Annotated in this window: 19 protein-coding genes; 7 read left to right on the forward strand and 12 right to left on the reverse strand. The window is 72.8% G+C overall.

Translation table 11 applies throughout. The annotated features are described in order from the left end of the window. Nucleotides 1-53 precede the first annotated feature (53 nt). Together ACFPZ3_RS26695 and ACFPZ3_RS26700 are read right to left on the reverse strand one after the other, a co-directional pair. Complete coding sequence (locus ACFPZ3_RS26695) at nucleotides 54-566, reverse strand: hypothetical protein (RefSeq protein ID WP_379516969.1); 513 nt, start codon at nucleotides 564-566, stop codon at nucleotides 54-56. A 149-nt stretch (nucleotides 567-715) separates the two neighbouring features. Continuing rightward, the gene (locus ACFPZ3_RS26700) at nucleotides 716-2,014 is read right to left on the reverse strand and encodes an FAD-binding oxidoreductase (RefSeq protein ID WP_379516970.1); all 1,299 of its coding nucleotides are present in this window, start codon (nucleotides 2,012-2,014) and stop codon (nucleotides 716-718) included. 275 nt (nucleotides 2,015-2,289) lie between these two features. Between ACFPZ3_RS26700 and ACFPZ3_RS26705 the strand changes: the two genes are divergently transcribed. Further along, complete coding sequence (locus ACFPZ3_RS26705; protein ID WP_379516971.1) at nucleotides 2,290-3,306, forward strand: ABC transporter substrate-binding protein; 1,017 nt, start codon at nucleotides 2,290-2,292, stop codon at nucleotides 3,304-3,306. Here ACFPZ3_RS26705 and ACFPZ3_RS26710 read toward each other — a convergent pair. From ACFPZ3_RS26710 to ACFPZ3_RS26720, 3 genes are all read right to left on the reverse strand, one after another. Further along, complete coding sequence (locus ACFPZ3_RS26710; protein WP_379516972.1) at nucleotides 3,299-3,781, reverse strand: metallophosphoesterase family protein; 483 nt, start codon at nucleotides 3,779-3,781, stop codon at nucleotides 3,299-3,301. The two genes, ACFPZ3_RS26705 and ACFPZ3_RS26710, sit on opposite strands and share 8 nt — an antisense overlap. Before the next feature lie 90 nt (nucleotides 3,782-3,871). Beyond that, nucleotides 3,872-5,119 carry an RNA polymerase sigma factor gene (locus ACFPZ3_RS26715; RefSeq protein WP_379516973.1) on the reverse strand — a complete coding sequence of 416 codons (1,248 nt, stop codon included), beginning with the start codon at nucleotides 5,117-5,119 and terminating at the stop codon, nucleotides 3,872-3,874. 22 nt (nucleotides 5,120-5,141) lie between these two features. Then, complete coding sequence (locus ACFPZ3_RS26720) at nucleotides 5,142-5,471, reverse strand: YciI family protein (protein WP_379517062.1); 330 nt, start codon at nucleotides 5,469-5,471, stop codon at nucleotides 5,142-5,144. Nucleotides 5,472-5,572: 101 nt separating this feature from the next. On the opposite strand from ACFPZ3_RS26720, the gene ACFPZ3_RS26725 reads away from it, so the two are divergent. From ACFPZ3_RS26725 to ACFPZ3_RS26735, 3 genes are all read left to right on the forward strand, one after another. Continuing rightward, the gene (locus tag ACFPZ3_RS26725) at nucleotides 5,573-6,394 is read left to right on the forward strand and encodes a nucleotidyltransferase domain-containing protein (protein WP_379516974.1); all 822 of its coding nucleotides are present in this window, start codon (nucleotides 5,573-5,575) and stop codon (nucleotides 6,392-6,394) included. 228 nt (nucleotides 6,395-6,622) lie between these two features. Continuing rightward, nucleotides 6,623-11,185, forward strand: a complete 4,563-nt coding sequence (locus ACFPZ3_RS26730) for a caspase, EACC1-associated type (protein WP_379516975.1) — start codon at nucleotides 6,623-6,625, stop codon at nucleotides 11,183-11,185. Between the two features lie 116 nt (nucleotides 11,186-11,301). Further along, complete coding sequence (locus ACFPZ3_RS26735; RefSeq protein ID WP_379516976.1) at nucleotides 11,302-12,168, forward strand: ABC transporter ATP-binding protein; 867 nt, start codon at nucleotides 11,302-11,304, stop codon at nucleotides 12,166-12,168. 33 nt (nucleotides 12,169-12,201) lie between these two features. Here the strand turns inward: ACFPZ3_RS26735 and ACFPZ3_RS26740 are convergent, their stop codons facing one another. Next, nucleotides 12,202-13,146 carry a hypothetical protein gene (locus ACFPZ3_RS26740; protein WP_379516977.1) on the reverse strand — a complete coding sequence of 315 codons (945 nt, stop codon included), beginning with the start codon at nucleotides 13,144-13,146 and terminating at the stop codon, nucleotides 12,202-12,204. Between the two features lie 205 nt (nucleotides 13,147-13,351). Here ACFPZ3_RS26740 and ACFPZ3_RS26745 point away from each other — a divergent pair, with 205 nt between their 5' ends. Then, on the forward strand, nucleotides 13,352-14,479 hold the full coding sequence (locus tag ACFPZ3_RS26745; protein WP_379516978.1) for a winged helix DNA-binding domain-containing protein: 1,128 nt from the start codon (nucleotides 13,352-13,354) through the stop codon (nucleotides 14,477-14,479). A 28-nt stretch (nucleotides 14,480-14,507) separates the two neighbouring features. Here ACFPZ3_RS26745 and ACFPZ3_RS26750 read toward each other — a convergent pair whose 3' ends face one another. From ACFPZ3_RS26750 to ACFPZ3_RS26770, 5 genes are all read right to left on the reverse strand, one after another. Beyond that, nucleotides 14,508-15,260 (reverse strand): TetR/AcrR family transcriptional regulator, encoded by a 753-nt coding sequence (locus ACFPZ3_RS26750; protein WP_379516979.1) that lies wholly within the window; start codon nucleotides 15,258-15,260, stop codon nucleotides 14,508-14,510. A gap of 48 nt (nucleotides 15,261-15,308) precedes the next feature. After that, complete coding sequence (locus tag ACFPZ3_RS26755; RefSeq protein WP_379516980.1) at nucleotides 15,309-16,151, reverse strand: LLM class flavin-dependent oxidoreductase; 843 nt, start codon at nucleotides 16,149-16,151, stop codon at nucleotides 15,309-15,311. 101 nt (nucleotides 16,152-16,252) lie between these two features. After that, nucleotides 16,253-16,600 (reverse strand): hypothetical protein, encoded by a 348-nt coding sequence (locus ACFPZ3_RS26760; protein WP_379516981.1) that lies wholly within the window; start codon nucleotides 16,598-16,600, stop codon nucleotides 16,253-16,255. A 192-nt stretch (nucleotides 16,601-16,792) separates the two neighbouring features. Next, complete coding sequence (locus ACFPZ3_RS26765) at nucleotides 16,793-17,584, reverse strand: alpha/beta fold hydrolase (RefSeq protein ID WP_379516982.1); 792 nt, start codon at nucleotides 17,582-17,584, stop codon at nucleotides 16,793-16,795. 66 nt (nucleotides 17,585-17,650) lie between these two features. Further along, nucleotides 17,651-18,022, reverse strand: a complete 372-nt coding sequence (locus tag ACFPZ3_RS26770; RefSeq protein ID WP_379516983.1) for a MerR family transcriptional regulator — start codon at nucleotides 18,020-18,022, stop codon at nucleotides 17,651-17,653. 55 nt (nucleotides 18,023-18,077) lie between these two features. On the opposite strand from ACFPZ3_RS26770, the gene ACFPZ3_RS26775 reads away from it, so the two are divergent. Continuing rightward, a complete protein-coding gene (locus ACFPZ3_RS26775) occupies nucleotides 18,078-19,310 on the forward strand; it encodes an MFS transporter (protein WP_379516984.1) in 1,233 nt (410 codons plus the stop codon). Here ACFPZ3_RS26775 and ACFPZ3_RS26780 read toward each other — a convergent pair. Beyond that, nucleotides 19,234-20,736, reverse strand: a complete 1,503-nt coding sequence (locus ACFPZ3_RS26780; RefSeq protein WP_379516985.1) for an LLM class flavin-dependent oxidoreductase — start codon at nucleotides 20,734-20,736, stop codon at nucleotides 19,234-19,236. The two genes, ACFPZ3_RS26775 and ACFPZ3_RS26780, sit on opposite strands and share 77 nt — an antisense overlap. A 97-nt stretch (nucleotides 20,737-20,833) precedes the next feature. On the opposite strand from ACFPZ3_RS26780, the gene ACFPZ3_RS26785 reads away from it, so the two are divergent. Beyond that, complete coding sequence (locus ACFPZ3_RS26785; RefSeq protein WP_379516986.1) at nucleotides 20,834-21,295, forward strand: MarR family winged helix-turn-helix transcriptional regulator; 462 nt, start codon at nucleotides 20,834-20,836, stop codon at nucleotides 21,293-21,295. Nucleotides 21,296-21,335 lie beyond the last annotated feature (40 nt).

Below are 21,335 nucleotides of genomic sequence, written 5' to 3' on the forward strand. Positions count from 1 at the left end.
GGCACGAGCCCCCGACAGTGCCGGGGGCTCGTGCCGGATGTTGCCGAAAGACGCTACGGGACGATGGTTATCGCGGCCACCGGCGAGGTGAACGTCCGAGTTCCCCCGGTGCGCGGGTCGTACAGCGTGACGCGGGCCCGCAGTGTGTCGATGCCGGTGTCCACGTTCAGGAGTCCTCCGGCGCCCTCGGCGCGGGCGCTGACGCTGAACCCGGCCTCGTCCGAAGCGCCCAGGCCGGTGACGGGGGCGACGAACAGGGTTCTCAAGACGTTGTTGTCGTCGTCGAGCACAGTGGCGCTCGCCGGGTCGCCGAAGGCATCGATGATCGTCTGGGCTTCGTCGTGGCCGATGCGGAAGTCCAGGCCGACATCGACGGCGTATCGGCCGTTGCCGAGAGGGCTGATGGTCAGGCACACATTGGATTCGACCTGACCGCTGCAGGCTTGCACCGCAGCGGAGGCGGGTAACGCTGTGACCCCCATCGCGAACAGCAGTGCGCCGATGGCGCCGGACAGCTGCAGGAGGCGGAGTCTGGAACGGCCTTGCTTTCCCGTGGCGATAGACATGTGATCTCCATGATCCGGGCCGTCACTGGAAGACGGCCGTCATGCCTCAGGGCGTGACATCGCTGTTCCATCGTCGCCGTTCCAATGGAACGGCCGTGGCACCAGCAGCGGCGCCGAGGGAGGTGCCCGCGCTTCCTCCATGTGGGCGATCACGCCGGGACGACGTGGCCGACGCGGAAGAAGGCGTCCGGGTCGTAGGAGCGCTTGACCTCGCGCAGCCGCTCGTAGTCCGGTCCGGTGTACGCCGCCGCCGTCCTCGACGGGTCCGACAGGAAGTTCAGGAACGTCCCGCCGTTCGCGTACGGCCGCAACTCCTCGGCCAGTCCCGGCACCACCGTGTCCACGATCACCGACAGGCGGGTGGAGCGGTGGCTGACCGGGCCGGCGTCGGGGCCGGGACGGCTCATCGCGCCGCCCCAGTGGCGGATCTCGATGGTCTGCGCCTGCTCCGCGGCCCGTACCAGCGTGCCGAGCACCTCGTCGGGGACGGTGTCGAACATGGACATGTGCCGGTTCGCGGTCCCGCCCATGGCCGAGGCCGCGTACGTGGCAGTCCGGGTCTCGTCCAGCAGCGCGGGCCCCGCCGCCCGGCGCAGCGGCGCGAGCGCACGACGGGCCTCGCCGGTCGTCCCGGCGTGCAGGATCTTGAGCATCGCCACGTGGCGGCCGCGCACCGCCGCGGGCACGTGCGCGTCGGCGGGCATGCGCTTGAGGACGATCGCGGTGCTGAGCGCGTCGGGGGCGTCGTCGATCCAGTTCCGGTACGCCGTCAGCAGCCCGGCCGCCGCCTCGACCGGGAAGTAGGCGAACCCCGAGTACACCTCCGTCACCGGGTAGAGCCGGAACTCCAGCGAGGTCACCACGCCGAACCCGCTCCCGCCGCCCCGCAGCGCCCAGAACAGCCCGGGGTGGCTGTCCGCGCTCGCCGTGACGTGCCGCCCGTCCGCCAGCAGCACCTCGGCCCGCACCACGCTGTCGGCGGCGAACCCGTGCTTGCGCGCCAGCCAGCCCAGCCCGCCGCCGAGCGTGTAGCCGGTGACGCCGACGGACGGGGAGGAGCCCGACAGCGGCGCCAGGCCGAACGGCGCGGCGGCGGCGATCACCTCGCCCCAGCGCGCCCCCGGCCCCACGCGGGCGATCCGGCGGGCCGGGTCCACCAGCACCGACGCCATCGGCGACGTCCTGACCAGGACGCCGTCGTCGCACACGACGTGCGTGCCGTGCCCGGTGGCCTGGACCGCGAACGCCACCCCGTGGGCCCGCGCGGCCAGCAGCGCGGTGCGGACGTCCGCGGCGCCGTACGCCTCGGCAACCAGCGCCGGGCGGGAGTCCACGGCCGGGTTCAGCGAACGGCGCGCCTCGTCGTAGCCCGCCTCGCCCGGCAGGTGCACGGGCCCGGTGAAGCCGGGAAGGCGGATCTCGTCCTGGACGGTGTGCGGCTGGCTCATCTGCTTCGCCCTTCTCTGCGGTGATCTGGGATCACTGTGCTGGAGGGCGCTTACGGCCTCGTTCCTGTGGCCTTACCGCCGCCCCTTAAGCCTCTGAAGGACTCCAGGATCTTGCGGGCCGCGCTTCGGCGAATCCGGCGGCCGTCGCCGTCCCCGGTACGACACCGGGCGTACACGGAAGGGCCCAGGCCTACACCGGGCAGGACATATAGGTTAGGTAAGGCTAAGCTAATGTGTCGTCCCTGGCGGCGAAGTCCGTGTGATGAGGAGAACCCATGGCCAGTGTCCCGCGACGCACCTTCGTCGCCCTCGGCGCCGCCGCCCTGCTGGGGGTGAGCGCCTGTGGTACGGCCGCACAGCCCACCGGCCAGGCCCCGGCGCAGTCGCAGGGGCCCTGGACGTGGACCGACGACCGCGGCAAGAACATCAGCAGCCCGCAGCGGCCGCGGCGCGTCGTCGCCCAGTCGGCCGCGGCGGCCGCGTTGTGGGACTTCGGCGTGCGGCCCATCGGCGTGTTCGGCCCGCACAAGCTCAAGAACGGCGGGCGCGACCCCGAAGTGGGCGAGGTGGACATCTCGAAGGTCGAGTCGATCGGGAACGTGTGGGGTGAGTTCAACGTCGAGAAGTACGCCTCGCTCCAGCCTGACCTGCTGGTGGCGGGCATGTACATGAAGGACACGCTCTGGTACGTGCCCGAGCAGTCGGTCGAGGCGGTCGACCAGATCGCCCCGACGGTCGGCGTGCAGCTCAGCGGCAAGGGCCTGGTGGAGATCATCGACAGGTACGGCCGGCTCGCCGGCGCCCTCGGCGCGGACCTCGACGCGGCGCCCGTGGTGGAGGCCAGGAAGCGCTTCGAGGCCGCGAGCGGCGCGCTGAAGACCCTCGCCGCCGAGAGGCCCGACCTCAAGGTCATGATCGTCACGGCTACGCCCGACTCCCTGTACGTCGCCTACCTCCCCGACCACCCCGACATCAAGTACTGGAGCGAGCTCGGCCTGAACATCGTCTCTCCCGAGAAGCCGACGGAGAGCGAGGGCGGCTTCTGGGAGGTGCTGAGCTGGGAGAACGCCGACAAGTACCAGGCCGACGTGATCCTCGTGGACGCCCGCTCCCAGTCGATGAAGATCGACGAGATGGCCGGGAAGCCGACCTGGGCCAAGCTGCCCGCGGTCAAGGCCGGCCAGCTCTACCCGTGGCACGCGGCCGAGCGCTACAGCTACCTCGGGTACGCCAAGGTCCTGGAGGAGCTGAAGGCCGACCTGGAGAAGGCGCGCGACGACGTCGTCAAGTGACCGGCACGATCTCGGCCTGGGCCAGCGCGCCCGCCGAGATGGTGAGCAGGCCCAGCGTGCCGTGCGGCTGGCGGCGGCGGTCGGTGGGGGAGCCCGGGTTGAAGATCCGCAGGCCCTCGCCCGACTCGTCCAGCGGGATGTGCGAGTGTCCGAAGACCACCAGGTCAGCGTGCGGGAAGCGGTGCCGCATGCGGACCAGGCGGCCCTTGGCCGGGCCACTGTCGTGGATCATGCCGATCCGCAGGCCGTCCAGGGTCACCTCCAGCGTCTCCGGCGCCACCACGTCGGGCCCGTCGTTGTTACCCTTCACGACGTGGACGGGCGCGTACACGGCCAGCTCCGCCAGCACGGACGGCACGCAGACGTCTCCCGCGTGCAGGATGACGTCCGCGCCGCGCAGGTGCTCGGCGACCCGCGGCGGGCACGAACGCCAGCGCCTGGGCGCGTGCGTGTCGGACAACGCGACGACTCTCACCGGCTCAATCCTGCCCATCCGGGGACGGCTCATCCACCCGATCAGTTCCGGTGACGGCTCATCCACCCGATCGGCTCCGGGGTGGCGAGGTCACGGCAGTCTGGCCGCTCGTTCCTCCAGGTAACGCTGCTCCGGCAGGCTCGTGGTCAGCCGCGCCGCCTCCCGGTACGCCGCCACCGCCGCCTCCAGGTCGCCCTCCATCTCCAGCAGGTGCCCGCGTACCGCCGCCAGCCGGTGGTGCCCGGCCACGCGCTCGTCGCCGGCCAGGTCGTCGAGCAGGGTGAGCCCGGCCCGCGGCCCGCGTACCATCGCCACGGCCACCGCGTGGTTGAGCCGCACCATCGGGTTGTCCTCGACGCCGAGCAGCACGCCGTACAACGCGATGATCTGCGGCCAGTCCGTCTCGTCCGCGGCCGGCGCCTCGTCGTGCACGGCCGCGATGGCCGCCTGGAGCTGGTACGGGCCCACCGCCGTGGTGGACAGCGCCGTGGTCACCAGCTCGACGCCCTCCTCGATCAGCTTGCCCTCCCACAGCCCCCGGTCCTGCTCGGCCAGCGGAATCAGCCGCCCGTCCGCACCCGTACGGGCGGGGCGGCGCGCCTCGGTGAGCAGCATGAGCGCCAGCAGCCCCGCGACCTCCCCGTCGCCGGGCAGCAGCCGGTGCACGGCCCTGGCCAGCCGGATCGCCTCGCCCGTCAGGTCGGCCCTGAGCAGGTGCGGCCCGGAGGTGGTGGTGTAGCCCTCGTTGAAGATCAGGTACAGCACGTGCAGCACCACCCGCAGCCGCTCGGCCCGCTCACTCTCCGGCGGCATCCGGAACTCCAGCCCGGTGGACTTGATGCGCTGCTTGGCCCGGCTGATGCGCTGCGCCATCGTCGCCTCCGGCACCAGGAACGCGCCCGCGATCTGCGCCGTCGTCAGCCCGCCCACGGCCCGCAGCGTGAGCGCGAGCTGCGAGGCTTGCGACAGGGACGGATGGCAGCACAGGAACAACAACGTCAGCGTGTCGTCCCGGTCCGCGAGCCGCTCCTCGCTCGGCGCCGCGGCCGTGAACGCGTCGGCCGGCGCGCTGACCGCCACGCTCTCCTCCCGGCGCCTGCGCGCGTGCTCGCTGCGCATCTGGTCGATGACCCGCCGCGCGGCGACCGTGACCAGCCAGCCCCTCGGGTTGTCCGGCAGCCCCTCCTTCGGCCACTGCACGGAGGCGTCGAGCAGCGCCTCCTGGACGGCGTCCTCGCACGTGTCGAACTGCTCGTAACGCCGTACGAGCGCGCCCAGCACCTGCGGCGCCAGCTCACGCAGCAGCCCCTCGACCTCGCCCACCTGGACCTCGCTCAACCCGCCACCTTCTCGACCCGGCTCAACCGGTCACCTCGTTGATGACCGGCCACACCTCCATCGCGCACAGCTTCGCGTCCGGCCACCGCGCCGCGATCTCCGTGGCCCGCTCGATCCCGTCACACTCGACCACCAGGTAACCGGCCAGGTATTCCTTGGCCTCGATGAAGGGCCCGTCGGTGACGGCGGGCACGCCGTCGCGCACCTTCACGGTCCTGGCGGCCGCGGGACCCTCCAGCGCCTGCCCGCCGACGAGCTCGCCGCTCTCGCCGAGCTCCTCCATGATCGCCCCGGCCTCCGCCATGGCGTCGGCGCCGGCCGGCGAGGCGGGATTGGCGTAGATCATCAGCATGTATTTCACGGGAACATCCTAGATGCCCAAAGGTCCAGCTCAGAGCCCAGGTTTCGGTTCCTGACCGTTCGGCCGCGGACTGCGGAGGCTAGGCTCGGGCCGTGCTGGACAAGGATCTTCATGACATCGCCGACCGGCTGGCCGGGGTGCCCGGTGTGGTGGCCGTCGTTCTGGGTGGGAGCCGGGCCCGCGGCACGCACCGGCCCGACTCCGACATCGACCTCGGCCTCTACTACCGGGGGCCGCTCGCCGTCGGGGAGCTGCGCGCGCTCGCGCGGGAGATGACGGGCGAGGACACCGACGTGACCGAGCCGGGCGGCTGGGGGCCGTGGGTGGACGGGGGCGGGTGGCTGACCGTGGACGGGTGGCGGGTGGACTGGATCTACCGCGACCTCGACCGGGTCCGCCGGGTGTGGCGGGACTGCGTGGCCGGGAGCTACGAGATCGGGTTTCAGGTCGGGCATCCGCTGGGCTTCTACTCCCACGCCTACGCGGGGGAGGTGGCTCTGTGCCGGGTGCTCGCCGACCCCACGGGTGAGGTCGCCGCGCTGCGGGAGGAGAGCGGGCACTACCCGCCGGCGCTACGCGAGGCGCTGGTCAGGGGGTTGTGGGAGTGCGACTTCGCGCTCTCCACGGCTCGGTACGGCGCCGCCGGCCGTGATCCGGCGTACGCGGCGGCGGCGCTGTTCCGCGCGGTGGGCGTGGCCTGCCAGGCGTTGCACGCGGCCGACGGGGCCTGGTTGATCAACGAGAAGGGCATGGTCGCCTCGGCGGACCGGCTGCCGTCGGCTCCCGAGGGGTTCGGGGAACGGGCGGGGGCCCTGCTGGCGGCGGTGGGGGACACGCCGGAGGAGATCGGGAGCACCATCGACGCGGCGGCCCGGCTCATCGCCGACGTCCGCGCCTCCTGCGGCGCCGCCTGAGACCAACGGCCGCCTGAGACCAACGGCCGCCTGAGACCAACGGCCGCCTGAGATCAACGGCCGCCTGAGGGCGGCAGCCGTCTGACATTTGCCGAAGGTCCCGCTTCGTTCTGGCGCATCGGTGGAAGGTGGGGGAAAGTGACCGCATAGCAGCGCACTCCGTCTCGGTCGCCCCTGGCGCCGGGGAAGGGGAAGCGGAGATGATCCTTTCCGAGCCGTGGCGGTGAGATGCCGCGCCTGATGCTCGAAGCGCCGGGCGCCCGGGTGGTGGTGGCCGGGTCGGGGAAGTACGCGGCCGGTTCGCGGCTGCCGGAGGTCGGCCAGGTGGCGGCATCGGTGCGCGATCTGGGCCGCTGCCTGGTGGAACGCGCGGGGCTCGACCCGGCGGGGCTGACCACGCTGATCGACCCGGCAGACCCCGTGGAGCTGGGTACGGCGCTGGTCGAGGCGGCCCGGCAGGCGACCGACGTGCTGGTGTTCTGCTTCGTGGGCCATGGCCTGGTGGGGCCCGACAACGAGCTGTACCTGGCCACGTACGCGACCGTCGATCTCAGCGAGGGGATCACGCAGCACCAGGCGCTGCCGTACTCGGTGGTCCGTCAGGCGCTCGCGCGGTGCGGTGCGCCCCTCGTCCTGGTGATCCTGGACTGCTGCTTCTCCGGCCGCGCCACGCCCGACGCCCGGGACACCGGCCAGCGGGTGATGGACGCCACGCTGCCGGGGACGTACCTGCTGGCCGCCGCCGGGCGCGACCAGGCCGCCTGGGCGCCGCCGGGGGAGCGGCACACCGCGTTCACCGGGGCGCTCGTGGAGCTGCTGACCGGCGGGGATCCTACGGCGCCCGGCCTGCTCACCCTGGACGACGTCTACCGCTGCCTGGCGCGCACGCTGCCCGAGCGCGGCCTCCCCGCGCCCCGCCGCCAGGCCACCGACCAGGGCGACCGTCAGCTCCTCGCACCCAATTCCGGGCAGGTGGCCGGGGAGTTCAGCCCGTACCGGGGGCTGGCCGCCTTCGGGCCGGAGGACGCGGACTACTTCTTCGGCCGTACGGAGCTGACCCGCGTGCTGGTGGACCGGGTGGCGCGGCAGGCCGGCATGGGCGGGCTGCTGGTGGTGACCGGGCCGTCGGGGTCGGGGAAGTCGTCGTTGTTGCGGGCCGGGCTGATCCCGGTGCTGGGCCGCTCGCCCGGCACCGAGGTGGCGGTCATGACCCCGGGCTCCGACCCGGCCGGGGTGCTGGCCGCCCGCTTCGCCGCCCTCGACGGCAGCCACCCCGCGGACCTGCGCCGCCGCCTGGAGGACGACCCGCGCGCCCTGGCGGGCCTGTTCGCGGAGCGGCAGTCGGTGGTCATCGTGGACCAGTTCGAGGAGGTGTTCACCGCCTGCGCGGACGAGGAGCGGCGCCGGGTCTTCATCCGGGCCCTGCACGCCCTGTCCGGGGAGGCCGTGGTGGTGGTCGGTGTCCGCGCGGACTTCTTCGGCCACTGCGCCGGCCACGGCGAACTCGTACCCGCGCTGGGACACCCCGTGGTCGTCGGCCCCATGACGCCCGCGCAGTTACGCGAGGCCATCGAGGGCCCCGCGCGGCGGGCCGGGCTCACCCTGCAGCCCGGACTGATCGATCTGATCCTGGAGGACCTCGGCTTCGACCAGGCCGCGACCGAGCCCCGCCCCGGCGGCGCGGCCCTGCTGCCGCTTCTGTCGCACGCGCTCCTGGTCACCTGGCAACACCGGGAGGGCAGCGTGCTGACCATGGGCGCCTACCGGGCCACCGGCGGCATCCGCCAGGCGCTCGCCCGCACCGCCGACGCCACCCTCGACAACCTCGACCTGCCAGGACGGCAGAGCGCCCGCCTGCTGCTCACCCGCCTCGTACGGCTCGGCGAGGGCCAGGACGACACCCGCCGCGACATGCCGCTGACCGAGCTGCTGCCCGACTCCGAGCAGCACGAGGCCACCCGCGAGGTGCTCGACCGGTTCGTCCACGCCCGCCTGCTCACCGTGCACTCCGACACCGCGCAGATCGCCCACGAGGCCCTCATCCGCGCCTGGCCCCAGCTTCGCCTCTGGATCGAGACCGACAGGGGCACCCTGCTCATCCACCAGCAGCTCGCTGAGGACGCCGCCGAATGGCTGCGCCAGGAGCGCGACCCGGCCTTCCTCTACCGCGGCACCCGGTTGTCGGCCGCCCAGGAGGCCAGCGACCTGTGGCGGATCGACCCCGGCCGCTATCCCGCGCTGACCGACGTCACGCGCGACTTCCTGCGGACCGGCCGGAGCGCCGCCGACCGCCTCGTCCGCCGGCGGCGGCGGAGCGTCATGGCTCTGGTGTTGCTGCTGGTCCTGGCCGCCACCGGTTTCGGGACCACCGGGTACCTCGCGGCCGAGGCCGACGGGCAGCGGGCCCAGTCACTGTCGCGCCAGCTCGCGGCGCAGAGCGAGAACATCGGCGACACCGACATCGACCTGGCACGGCGGCTGAGCGCCACGGCCTGGCACATCGCGCCGACGGCCGAGGCGCGGCTCAGCCTGCTCAGAACGCTGAACAGCCCGCAACGCGCCGTCCTGTGGGGCCACACGGACCCTGTCGAGGATGCCGTCTTCAACCGGGACGGCTCGCGCCTGCTCACCTTCGGCAGGGACGGCGGCGGGCGCCTCTGGGACGGGCGCACGGGCAGAGCCCTCGCCGCGTTCCCGAGCGGGTCATGGCAAGTGTTGCGGCCCGTGTTCAACGCGGACGGCTCCCGGCTGATGACCAAGAGCGAGGAGGGCGCCGTACGGCTCTGGGACGCGACGACGGCGAAGGCGATTGCCGCCTTCGAGCATGGCCCCGACCAGGAGACCGGTGCCGCCTTCAGTCCTGACGGCTCTCGTCTGGCCATCGGTGGCGAGGACGGCACGGTGCGGATCGTGGACTCCGCCACCGGGCGGGAGACGGCCACTCTCACGGGTCACCACGACAGGGTGACCGAGATGACGTTCAGCCCCGACGGCACCCGCCTGGCCACGAGCGGCTACGACGAGACCGCCCGCCTGTGGAACGTGGCCACGGGCAGGACCATTGCCACGATCAAGAACGCTCTCTACGCGCGCTGCGCCTTCAACCGGGACGGTTCGCGCCTGGCCCTCATGACGGACGATCAGGTCTTATGGCTGCTGGACGGGACCACGGGCAAGGCGGTCGCGGAGATCAGGCATGCCGACGAGGGCGGAGCCACGGCCGAGTTCACCCCCGATGGCTCTCGCATCGTGGTGTCGTGGAGTGGAGGGCTCGAGCTCAGAGACGCGGTCACCGGCAGGCTGATCAGCTGGTTCGGCCGTGATTACCCGATTTTCAGCCCTGACGGCTCCCGGGTGTTCACCGCGACCTTCGAGGATCCCGTCGGCCGGCTCCGCGACGCGGCAACCGGGAAAGTGCTCGTCAAGCTCGAAGGGCACACCGGGAACATCAACGACGTGGCCTTCAGCCCCGACAGCTCTCGTCTGGCCACGGCGAGCGAGGACGGGACCGTGCGGTTGCGGGACCTGAGAACCGGCAAGACCATCGTCATCAAGGGTCATTCGGGGGCCGTGCACCGCGTCGAGTTCAGCCCCGACGGCTCCCGCCTGGCAACCACCGGCGCCGACCGCACCGTGCGGTTGTGGGACGGGAGGACCGGCGAGCGGATCGCCGCCCTGACCGGCCACACCGGTGACGTTCTGGACCTGGCTTTCAGCCCGGACGGCTCCCGCCTGGTCACGACCGGCGACGACCGCACCGCACGCGTCTGGGACGCCCGCACCGGCGGCTCCGCCGTGTACCGGGGCCACACGGCGCTCGTCCACGGCCTCGCCATCAGCCCCGACGCCTCCCTGCTGGCGACCGTCGGCGAGGACGGCGCCGCGAACCTGTGGAACACGGCCACCGGCAGGCCGGTCGCCCTGTACCAACGCCGCGACAGCGCCGCGTACGGCGTCACCTTCAGCGCCGATGGCACCCGTCTGGCCACCGTCGGCGAGATCGGCACCGAGCAGGGCGCGGACGGCGACGTGGAGATCGCGGACGGCATCACGGGCAAGGCGATCACCAAGCTCACGGGCCACAACGGCGCGGTCAAGGGCGTCGCCTTCCGGCCCGACGGGAGGCGACTGGCCACTGTCGGCGACGACGGCACCCTCAGGTTCTGGGACCCCGTCGCAGGCAGGCAGACCGCCGTCATGCGCGGTTACCACCCCGTGCTCGCCCTCGCCTACCGCCCCGGCGGCCGCAGCCTCGCGACCGGCGCCTACGACGGCTCGATGCGCCTCTGGGACGACGCCACCGGCAGGACGATCCGCACGCTCGGCGGCCACGCCGGCCCGGTCTACGGCGTCGCCTTCAGCCCCGACGGCTCCCTGCTGGCCAGCGCCGGCTACGACGGCACCGTCAAGCTCTGGAACGCCGCCACCGGCGCCTCGGTCGCCGTGCTCAGAGGCCACACCGGCCCCGTGTACGGCGTCGCGTTCAGCCCCGACGGCTCCCTGCTGGCCAGCGCCGGAGACGACGCCACGGTGCGTGTCTGGGACCGGGTCACCGGCAAGCCGATCACCATCCTCACCGGCCACAACGCCGCCGTGTACGCGGTCGCCTTCACCCGCGACGGCTCCCGCCTGCTCACCGGCGGCGCGGACAAGACGGCCCGGCTGTGGGATGTGCGCCTGCCCGCCGACCCGTTCTCCGCCACGTGCGCACTCCTGCGCGAGCCCATGAGCCGGCAGGAGTGGGCGCAGTACCTGCCGGACGACCCTTACCAGCGCGTATGCCTCCGCTAATCATCAGATGTCTGATGACGGTAGGTTAGGTGGCACGTACCGAGAAGGGAGCGCGTGGTGGCGGAATCGTCCTGGCTGCGGCCGGAGGGTACGGCGAGCGACGGGGAGGCGGCCCGATGACCGTCCTCTCACGCCCCGCCGACACCGGCCCCGTGCTGCGGGCCGACAGCGTGGACTTCGTCCGCGACGGCCGCCACCTGCTGCGGGAGATCTCGCTCACCGTGCACCCAGGCGAGCACTGGGCGCTGCTCGGAGCCAACGGCGCCGGCAAGAGCACCCTGCTCGGCCTGCTGGGCGCCGTCACCCACCCCAGCCGCGGCAGCGTGGAGGTGCTCGGACGCACCATGGGCCGGGTCGACGTCCGCGAGCTGCGCTCCTACCTGGGGCACATCAACCCGCGCCACACCCCCGACGGGCCGCTGCGGGTCCGCGACGTGGTCCTGACCGGCCTGACCAACACCGCCGCCGTCGTGCCCAGGTGGACGCCCGCCGAGCAGGAGGCGGAGCGGGCCGACGGGCTGATCGCCATGCTCGGCATGAGTCACCGCGCGGATGCGACCTGGCCCACCCTGTCCCAGGGCGAGCGCGGCCGCGCCCTGATCGCCCGCGCGCTCATGCCGCAGCCCCGGCTCCTGCTGCTCGACGAACCGGCCACCGGGCTCGACCTGGCCGCCCGCGAGCAGCTGCTGGCCAGCATCGACGCGCTACGCGCCCGGCACCCGTCGCTGGCCACCGTCCTGGTCACCCACCACCTGGAGGAGCTCCCCGCCACCACCACGCACGCCATGTTGCTGCGCGGCGGGCTCTGCCTGGCCAGCGGTCCCGTCTCAGAGGTGCTGACCAGCGACCTGGTCAGCACCTGCTTCGACCACCCGGTACGCCTCATCCGCAGCGACGACGGCCGCTGGGCCGCCCGCGCCCAGCCCGTCCCGGTCACCATGCCCGGCGACGAAGCGGACGCGCTGGTCTCCGCCGCGTCCTGACCACTCCCCAGGACCTCCGCGCGAGAGGTGCGGTCACGGTCGCAGGCGGGCCGGCGGCGCGGCCGGGGCCGTGAGGCGGCCCACCCGGGCCACGTGGAGCAGCGTGCGCGGATCCGCCACACCCAGGCGGTCCGCCAGCACCCGCCGCGTCGGCTCCCAGTCGATGATCTGGCTGAGCGGATACGTGGTGTACCCGAGCGCCGACAACCTCAGCCAGTTCCGCATCAGCGCCCGCCCCGGCTCAACGTCCGCCATGTCCTTCGCCATGTCCTCCGCCATGTCCTCATGAGCCGGCCCGACCAGCACCAGCACGTCCCCGTCGTAGTCCAGCAACTCGCGCGACGCCCCGGCCAGCACCCTGGGCAGCCCCAGCCGCCGCAGCGCCGGGTAGAGGGCGAGGGAGGCGCGCAGCGCGAGCGCCTCGGCCTTGGTCAGCGCCAGCGCCCGGTCGCCGAGCCCGTCGAGGAAGCGCCGCCGGTGCCGCCGGGTCAGCCGCAACCAGGAACGCAGCTCCCGCGTCACCTTCCTGTCCCCGGACTGGCACAGGTCCGCCGCGCGCAGCAGGTCCGCCAGGTCGCGGCAGGGCAGCCGGCGCATCCCCTCCAGCGGCACCTCCTCCGGCAGCCGTCCCGCGTGGTACTCGCCGCGGCCGGCCACGCGAGCCCGTACGTCGGCGATCGTGAAGTCCGTCTCGTACGGCCCCTCGGCCTCATGCAGGAAGCCCGCCCGCAGCGGACCCGGGTCGGGGCGGAAGGCGATGTGCAGGCCCGCGTCCGCGCACACGATCAGGCAGCACTCGACGAACGCCCCCAGGCTGAGCCGCAGGTCGCGGCCCGTCGGGTCGCTGATGGGCAGGGCCCTGGCCGGGTCCCAGCCGACGGCCGCCTCCTCGCCGGCGTAGGTGAGCGTCCACGGCCGGGTGTTGTGCGCGCTGGGCGCACGCCAGAAGTCGGGCTCCAGGTCCCGCAGCCGTTTCACCCGAGGTCCTTGCCGTGGCCGTCCCGTGGGTCACGCGAGAGCGGTCGTTTGTTCGCGAGGAGGCGGGTCATGTCGCGTGACACTAATGGGATGACATGAAAAACCGCTTTATAGTCACTTTCACGCACTTTCGGGTTGCTAACGCGGAACGTACCTTTCCGCATCGCGTTCTACGGTGGCCTGGCGAACGAACGGAGGAGCGCACGTGATCGAACTGTCGTGGCCGCAGGTCAGCGCGAGACGGCTGGAGCGCGCCGGGCTGGCCGGCAAGGCGGCTCAGGCGCGGCCGGAGGAGATGGTGGCCGCCATGTGCGGGGCGCACGCGCAGGTCATGTCGGCCGCCGAGGCGTCCGTCGGGCTGCGGCTCGACGGCGTCACCCGGACCCATGTCCGTGAGGCGTTGTGGGAGACGCGCAGCCTGGTCAAGACGCACGGGCCGCGCGGCACCGTGCACCTGCTGCCCACCCGCGACCTGCCGATGTGGGTGAGCGCCCTGTCGTCGGTGCCCGCGGGGAGCCGCTCCGTGCCCGAGTCCATGCGGATGACGGCCGAGCAGATCGAGCAGGTGGTGGCGGCCATCGGGGAGGCGCTCGCCGGGGCGGAGCTGACGATCGACGAGCTGAGCGAGGCGGTGGTCGCCGCGACCGGGCCGTGGGCGGGCGACCTCGTCATGCCCGCGTTCCAGACCTGGTGGCCGCGCTGGCGGCAGGTGATGCACCTGGCGGCGCAGCGGGGCGCGTTCGTGTTCGGCCCGGTACGCGGGCGCAAGGTCACCTACACCGCCCCGCCGCCGGCCGCCCCCATGACGGACGGGCTCGCCGCGCTGGTCAGGGCCTATCTGACGGCGTACGGGCCCGCCACGCCCGCGCAGTTCGCCCAGTGGGCCGGCGGGCCCGCGCGGTGGGCGGCCGAGGCGTTCCGGGGGGTGGAACTGGAGGAGGTGCGGCTGGAGGGCAGCCCGGCCTGGGTGCTCGCGGGCGACACCGCGGTGCCCGACGAGCCGCCGCGGGGGGTGCGGCTGCTGCCGTACTTCGACGCGTATGTGGTGGCCGGGCGGCCCCGCGAGCTGCTGTACGCGGGCCGCGCCGCCGAGCGGGCCCTGGCGGGTGGGCAGGCGGGGAACTTCCCCGTGCTGCTCGTGGACGGGAACGTGGCTGGTGTCTGGCACCAGCGGCGCTCGGGGAACAGGATCGACGTCACGGTCGAGCCGCTGCGCGACCTCACCGCGGCCCAGGCCCGCGGGCTGGAGGAGCAGGTGGAGCGGCTGGGCGAGGTGCTGGAGGCCCGGCCGCGCCTGACCATCGGGCCGGTCACCGTGGGGGCGCATGCCTGACCGTTCCGGCCGCGCCTCCGACGCTCGCTCAGCCCGCCTTCACCGCCGCCTCGATGCCGTCCAGCAGCACCGTCAGGCCGACCGCGAAGGTCTCACCCTCGACGGGCTCGTCGTCCTCCGACTCGATCCACGTCACCATCGGGTAGCGCTCGGCGAACCCCGGAGCCACCTCCTCCAGCAGGTGGGAGCGCGCCCGCCACCACTCCTCGTCCGACACCCCGGTGGCCGACGGGGCCAGCCGTGAGTCCGAGATCGTCGTGGCCGCACCGCGTACGAAGTCGAACAGCAACGCCACCAGCCCGCGCAACCGGCGCGGCCGCAGCCCGGTGACGCGCAGGATCGCCACCACGCTCTCCAGCATGGCGAACTCGTTGGGCCCCAGCACCGGCCGCGCCTGCGACACCTGGAGCACCCACGGATGGCGCAGGTAGAAGGCGAGGGTGTGCTCGGCCCACGACGCCACGGCAGGACGCCACCCGGCGGAGACGTCGTATTCGGCGGGCAGTTCGGCCAGGGCGCGGTCGTACATGAGGTCGACCAGTTCGCCCTTGTTCGGCACGTACGTGTACAGCGCCATCCCCGTGCGGCCCAGCCGTTCGCCGACCCTGCGCATGGACAGGGCCGCCATGCCCTCGGCGTCGGCCACCTCGATCGCGGCGTTCACGATCGTGTCCACGCTCAGCCCTGGCTTGGGGCCCGGCCGTGTCTCGCCGGGCTCGCCGCTGCGCCACAGCAGCGCCATGGACCGCCGCGCGTCACCCTGACCGGCGAAGACGACCAACGCGGAACTCCCGTCCCGGACAACTCTTTACGGCATAAGGATATATGGCTAGTCCGCGTTTCTGAGCGCGGCCACTGCGGCGAGCATCTCCCACGACGACTCCGGGTGCCGGGTCTGCTCCGGATCCCCCTGGAACGGGTCGAGCAGAACGCTCTCCGCGCCGAGCAGGCCGAGTTGCTCCAGGTCGTCGGCGACCTGCTCGATCGTGCCCTCACCGGCGCGCCGGCCGGGGCCGGTGAGCTTGTCCTTCGTGATCCGCAGCGTGATCCGCGGGGCCAGCGCGGGCGTGGGCCGCCCCAGCTCCGCCGCGATCGCCCGCAGGCGCGGCATCTTCTCGCGCAGCCACGGCAGGGTGCTCCTGAGCGGGTGCCACGCCTGCCCGAAGCGCACGGTCCTGCGCAGCGCCGCGTCGCTGTCGCCGCCCACCCAGATCGGCACGCCGCCGGAGCGGTAGTCGCTCTCGTCGGCCCAGGCGTCCGCCATGGCGGCCAGATGGTCGTCGGTCAGGCGGCCACGCTGCTCGTAGGCCACCCCGAGCGCCTCGAACTCCTGCCGCGCCCACCCGACCCCGACGCCCAGCACCAGCCGGCCGCCGCTGAGGTCGTTGATGTTGGCCGCCATGCGGGCCATGAGCAGCGGATGCCGGTAGGGGAGGACCACCACCGTGGTGCCGAGCCCGATGCGGGTGGTGGCGCCCGCCAGCCAGGCGAGGGTGGTGAACGGCTCGTAGAAGGGGGCGGGGTATTTCTCGGCGACGTCGGGAGTGATCACCACGTGGTCGGAGATCATGAGCAAGTCGAACCCGAGTCCCTCGGCCGTCAGCGCCCAGCGCCGCAGCATGTCGGGGTCGGTGCCGGGGCCGAAGTTGGGGACGTTCACGCCAAGTCGCACCGGGCCAGGTTATCCAGAGATCATCCGCGCGGGAAATCCGGGCACGCGCCGGTCCCGGCACCCGAACACCGGGTACCGGGACAAGTCGTGTGGCAGGAGGTCTAGCGGCCGACCAAGTTGCCGGCCCCGGGGCCGTAGCCGTGCCCGATCCAGTTGCCGTTGCCGCTGTTGGGCCAGTTCCTGTGCTCCCAGTGGTGGTCGTGCCCGTGGTGACCGCCCCAGCGCCAGTGGTCGCCGGCCTTGCAGCCGTCGGCTTCGCGGGTGCCCGCGAAGACGCCGTGCTCGGTGACGTGGTGGTAGGTCGTGTCCTCGTTCACCCCGACACCGCAGTGGTCCGGGTAGTGGTGGTTCCAGTCGGTCCAGATGTCGGCGGCCGCAGTGCCTGCTGTCCCGAACAGCGCGGCCGCGGTGAGCAGCGCACCGCCGGCGGCGATGAGGGTCTTTCTCATGATCTCCCCCTGTAATCACGAAGTGACATCGGCCATCACTATACGTAGCGATCTTGTGGCATCCGAGCAGCGCCACGCCCGGTTTCGCCCAACAGGGGGCCGTTGACCAGCAAACTCGCGGCTGTCACCGGACGTGACCGTACGCGGAGACCGACCGCATTGACACCGCCGCGTCTGATTAGAGGGGGCGGATCAGGCCCGCTCGCCGAAGAACTCGCCCAGTACGGGCGCCAGCACTCCCGCCTCGACGTCATGGAACCCGCCGGGCAGGCTGCGCCGCCGAGCGCCCGGCACGGCCTCGGCCACCGCCCGGGTGGAGGCGTGCAGGAGCTCCGGGCTGGCCAGGCTGTCGATGAGGATCGCGGGCACCGAGACGGCGGCGTACCGTCCCAGGTCCGCCGCGCTCGTCAGGGCGGTGTCGTAGACCAGCGTGGGCGCGATCGCCTCCAGCGCGGCGCGGAACGGCGACTCCCGCATCCCCGCGACCATCTCGGGCGGCAGGCCGATCGCCGTCTGGAACGCCTCGACGGCCTCGCCCCTGCGGCCCGCGCGGACCAGCTCGTCCAGCCGCTTGAACAACTCCGCCTCCGAGCCGCCGCCGACCGGCGGCGGCTCGAACAGCGCCAGTCCGGCGATCCCCGGCTCCCGTAGGCTCGCCTCCAGCGCGAGCACCGCGCCGGAGGAGTGGCCGAAGACGAACGCCCTGCCACCGGCCTGCTCGACCAGCGCGGCCAGGTCGTCCACCTCACGCTCGACGCTGGAGACGCTGTCCCCGGTGGCCTCCCCGGTGGCGTCGCCGCTCTCGCCCCGGCCGCGCCGGTCGTAGGTGTGGACGGTGAAGGCGCCTGCCAGCTCCGCCGCCAGCGCGTCCGCCGGGCCCGCGCCCCGGTAGCACATGGCGCCGTCCACCAGGATGATCGCGGGCCCCTCGCCGGCCCGGTCGAAGGCGATGCGGGTGCCGTCGCGGGAGGTCACTGTGCTCATGGTCGTCCCTTTCTGTTGGTCATCGCCCTACCGACGAACGGGAGGACCCAGGACAGACACCTCCGGTCAGGATTTCAGCGTCCGCACGGCGGCGAGGTAGGCGTGGATGGCGTCGCGGTTGCGGGACAGGCAGTCGATGCGCTGCTGGATGCGGGTCGCCTCCGCCTCCAGCAGGTCGGCCAGCTCGGGGGTGAGGCACTGCGGGTGGAGGTGGATCCGGTCGGGATCGCCGAGGAACGGCAGGATGCGGCGGATGATCTCCGTGGTGAGGCCGGAGTCGAGCAGCCCGCGAATCTGCTGGACCCGGTAGACCGCCGGCTCCGGGTAGTCGCGGTAGCCGTTGTCCGCGCGCTCGGGGTGCAGCAGGTCCTGCTCCTCGTAGTAGCGCAGCATCCGGGCGGGGACGCCGGTGCGCTGCGACAGCTGCCCGATCCTCATGGCGCTCCTCCGGCCGTTTGCCTTCACACTGATGTGAAGGTTTCAGCATGGTCGCATGTCTGAGGTGATGATGCCCAGAGCGCGGAGAATGCCGTGGTCGGGGCTGCTGGCATTGTTCGCGGCCGCGTTCACGGCGGTCATGACGGAGTTGCTGCCCGCGGGGCTGCTGCCGCGGATCGCGGGCGCGCTGGAGGTGAGCGAGGGGCGGGCCGGGTTCCTGGTGACGGCGTACGCGGTGGCGTCGTTCCTGGCGGCCATCCCCGTGACGGCGCTGCTCCGCGGGTACGACCGGCGGCCGGTGCTGGTGGGGGTGCTGGCCGGGTTCGCCGTGCTGAACGGGGTGACCGCGCTCTCGTCCTCCTACGCGGTGACGTTCGGGGCGCGGGTGCTGGCCGGGGTCATGGGCGGGGTGTTGTGGGCCATGCTGGTCGGGTACGCGGCCAGGATGGTGCCCGCCGAGCGGCGTGGGCGGGCGATCGCGATCGTGTCGGCGGGGATCACGGTCGCGTTGAGCGCCGGGATACCGGCCGGGGCGGCGCTGGCGGCGGTGTCCGGATGGCGGGCCGCGTTCGGCGTCCTGGCCCTGGTGCCCGTCGTGCTGATCGGGTGGGTGTTGTGGCGGGTGCCGAACTTCCCCGGCGAACCGGCCGGCACCCGGGCGCCGTTGCGGCGGGTGGTGGTCGTTCCCGGGGTGCGGATCGTGCTCGGGGTGACGTTGCTGGTGCTGGTGGGGCATCAGGCGGTGTACACGTACCTGGCGCCGCTGGTGGACGCGCCCGCGCTGGTGCTGCTGGTGTTCGGGGTGGGCACCGTGGCGGGGATCTGGGTGACCGGGGTCGTCATCGACCGGTTCGCCCGCGTGACGCTCGTGGTGGTGCTGGCGGTGGTGGCCGGCGCGATGGCGGTGCTGGGGGTGTCCGGCGGGTCCGGTGGCCTGGCGCTGGTGGCCGCCGCGTCGTGGGGAGCGGCGTTCGGCGGGGTGCCGACGTTGTTGCAGACGGCGCTGGTGAACCTCGCGGGGGAGGGGAACGCGGACGTCGCGACGTCCCTGCAGACGACCGTGTACAACGCCGGCATCGCGGCGGGGTCCCTGACCGGCGGGCTGGTGCTGGAGAGCGCCGGGGCGGGGCCGTTGCCGTGGACGGCGCTCGTGCTGGTGGCGGTGGCGCTGGCGATCGTGACCGGGGCGCGGCGGCAGGCGTTCCCCGGCCCTACATCCCGTGCCTGGCCAGGGGTTCGACGAGCTCGCGCTCCTCGTACGACAGGTGGGACAGCAGACTGTCGGTGAGCAGGTCCACGGCGGCGCGCAGGTCGTCCAGGCCCGAGGGGTCCGTGACGAAGGCGACCAGGGCGCGGTCCACCCGTTCGAGGACCTTGTGGATGGCCTGGTGCTCCTCCCGCAGCCGGTCGAGGACGGGGGCCAGGCCGGGCTCGGCGCGGCGCAGGCCGGGGAAGACCATGGCGTCCTCGGCGGAGTGGTGCATGGTGACCAGGCGGCAGTAGGACTCGCAGTAGGCGCCGAGGGTCCAGTTGTTCTGGCGCATGGTCATCGTGCTGATGTGGTCGCGGGCCGCGCTCGCGGCGAGCGTGCCCTGCGCGACCTGGTCGGCCAGGTCCCGGAGCTGGGCCAGTTCGGCGCGCAGGTGGTCGTGCACGTCGATGAGGTGGCGGCCGTTGGCCTGCTCCCTGGGGGTGTAGCGCCTGCCGGGGACCGGGCGGGGGGCCGTGGGGCGGGTGGCCTCGTCCCAGACGCGGACGTCGGTGAGACGTACGCCGTCGTCGGGGGTGAAGGCTAACGGCGTGTCATCCTCGGACCCGGCCTCCGTCGTGTCCTGGACTCCTGCCCCTTGCTCGCGTCGGTCTCGGGAGCGTTCGGCGGCGACGAGTTCGCGTACGGCGGGGGCCGTCTCGGCGGCGAACCGCTCGATACGGCGCGCGTCGTCGGCCATCAGCGTGAAGACGCTGATGCCGTGATCGAGGGCGAGCTCGGCGAGCTGCTCGGGCGGCAGCTCCCGGCCCAGGTTGAGCAGGCGGCGGATGTCAGCGGGCGAGCGGCCCGCCTCGGCGGCGGCCTCGTCGACGATGGCGTTGCCCTCGCCGATCTCGGCGAAGCTCTGGAAGCGCGGCAGCGAGGGCAGCCAGCCGTCGGCGAGCCGGCCGGTGAGGCGGAGCATGCGCGGCTTGTACGCGCCGAGCCAGATGCCGATGTCGTGGGCCGGTCGCGGGCCGCGCTCCGCGCCGTCCACCCGGTAGTGCGTGCCGTGGTGCCGGATGCCGCCGGGGGCACTGGTGTCCCAGGCGGCGCGGATGATCTGGATGCCCTCCTCCAGCGCCTCCACCGCCTGGCCGGGGGTGAGGCGGGGCGCGCCCATGGAGGCGATGGCGTCCCAGTAGCCGCCGGTGCCGAGTGCCAGCTCGAAACGGCCGTGGCTGAGCAGGTCCAGGCTGGCGGCGGCCTGGGCGAGCATCGCGGGCGGCCGCAGCGGCAGCGGGTGTACGTTGCCCGCCAGCCGGATGGTGCGTGTGGCGGCGGCGACGTAGCTGAGCAGGGTCCAGGTGTCGAGCAGGGCCGGCTGGTACGGGTGGTCCTGGAACGTGACAAGGTCGAGCCCGGCCCGTTCGGCGAGCTGGGCGTGGGCTACAACGGTGTCGGCCTGCTGGGCGGTCGGCACGAGATTGACGCTGAAGAGCAGGTCGTGGCCGTAGTCGGGCACGGGTGGCTCCCGTTTAGTTGGTTATACGAATAGTTGGCTGTACGAAGAAATTAGTTCGTTTTGCGAACGACTGTCAACTAGACTTGGGCGGGTGGTCATGACGAAGGAACCGGTCCTGCCGTTCACCGACGCCCTCGTACGGCTGGCGCACCTGGTGCAGCAGGTGTTCGGTGAGGTCGGCCGCGAACACGACCTGACGCCGCAGCAGGCGCAGCTGCTCTGCCTGCTGGTGGGCGGGCCCGTGGGGATGGGCGACCTGAGCCGCGCGCTGCACCTGGAGAAGTCGAGCCTGTCGGGGCTCGTGGACCGGGCCGAGAAACGCGGCCTGGTGGCGCGCGTCCGCGACTCCCGCGACCGGCGCGCCTGCCACATCGAGCTGACCGCCGACGGCACCCGGATCGGTGTGCTGGCCCACCAAGGGGTCGCAGGGCGCCTGGAGAGCCTGGCGGGCGAACTGCCGCAAGACCAGCGGGACCTGCTGGCCACCGCCATCGGCGGCATCCTCGCCGCGCACACCGCGCACACCGCGCACACCGCGCACACCGCGCAGAACTCCTGACCACCGGCCGCCGTCCCGGCTCTCGCGGGGGGCCGGGGCG

This window comes from Nonomuraea insulae, from assembly GCF_042656245.1.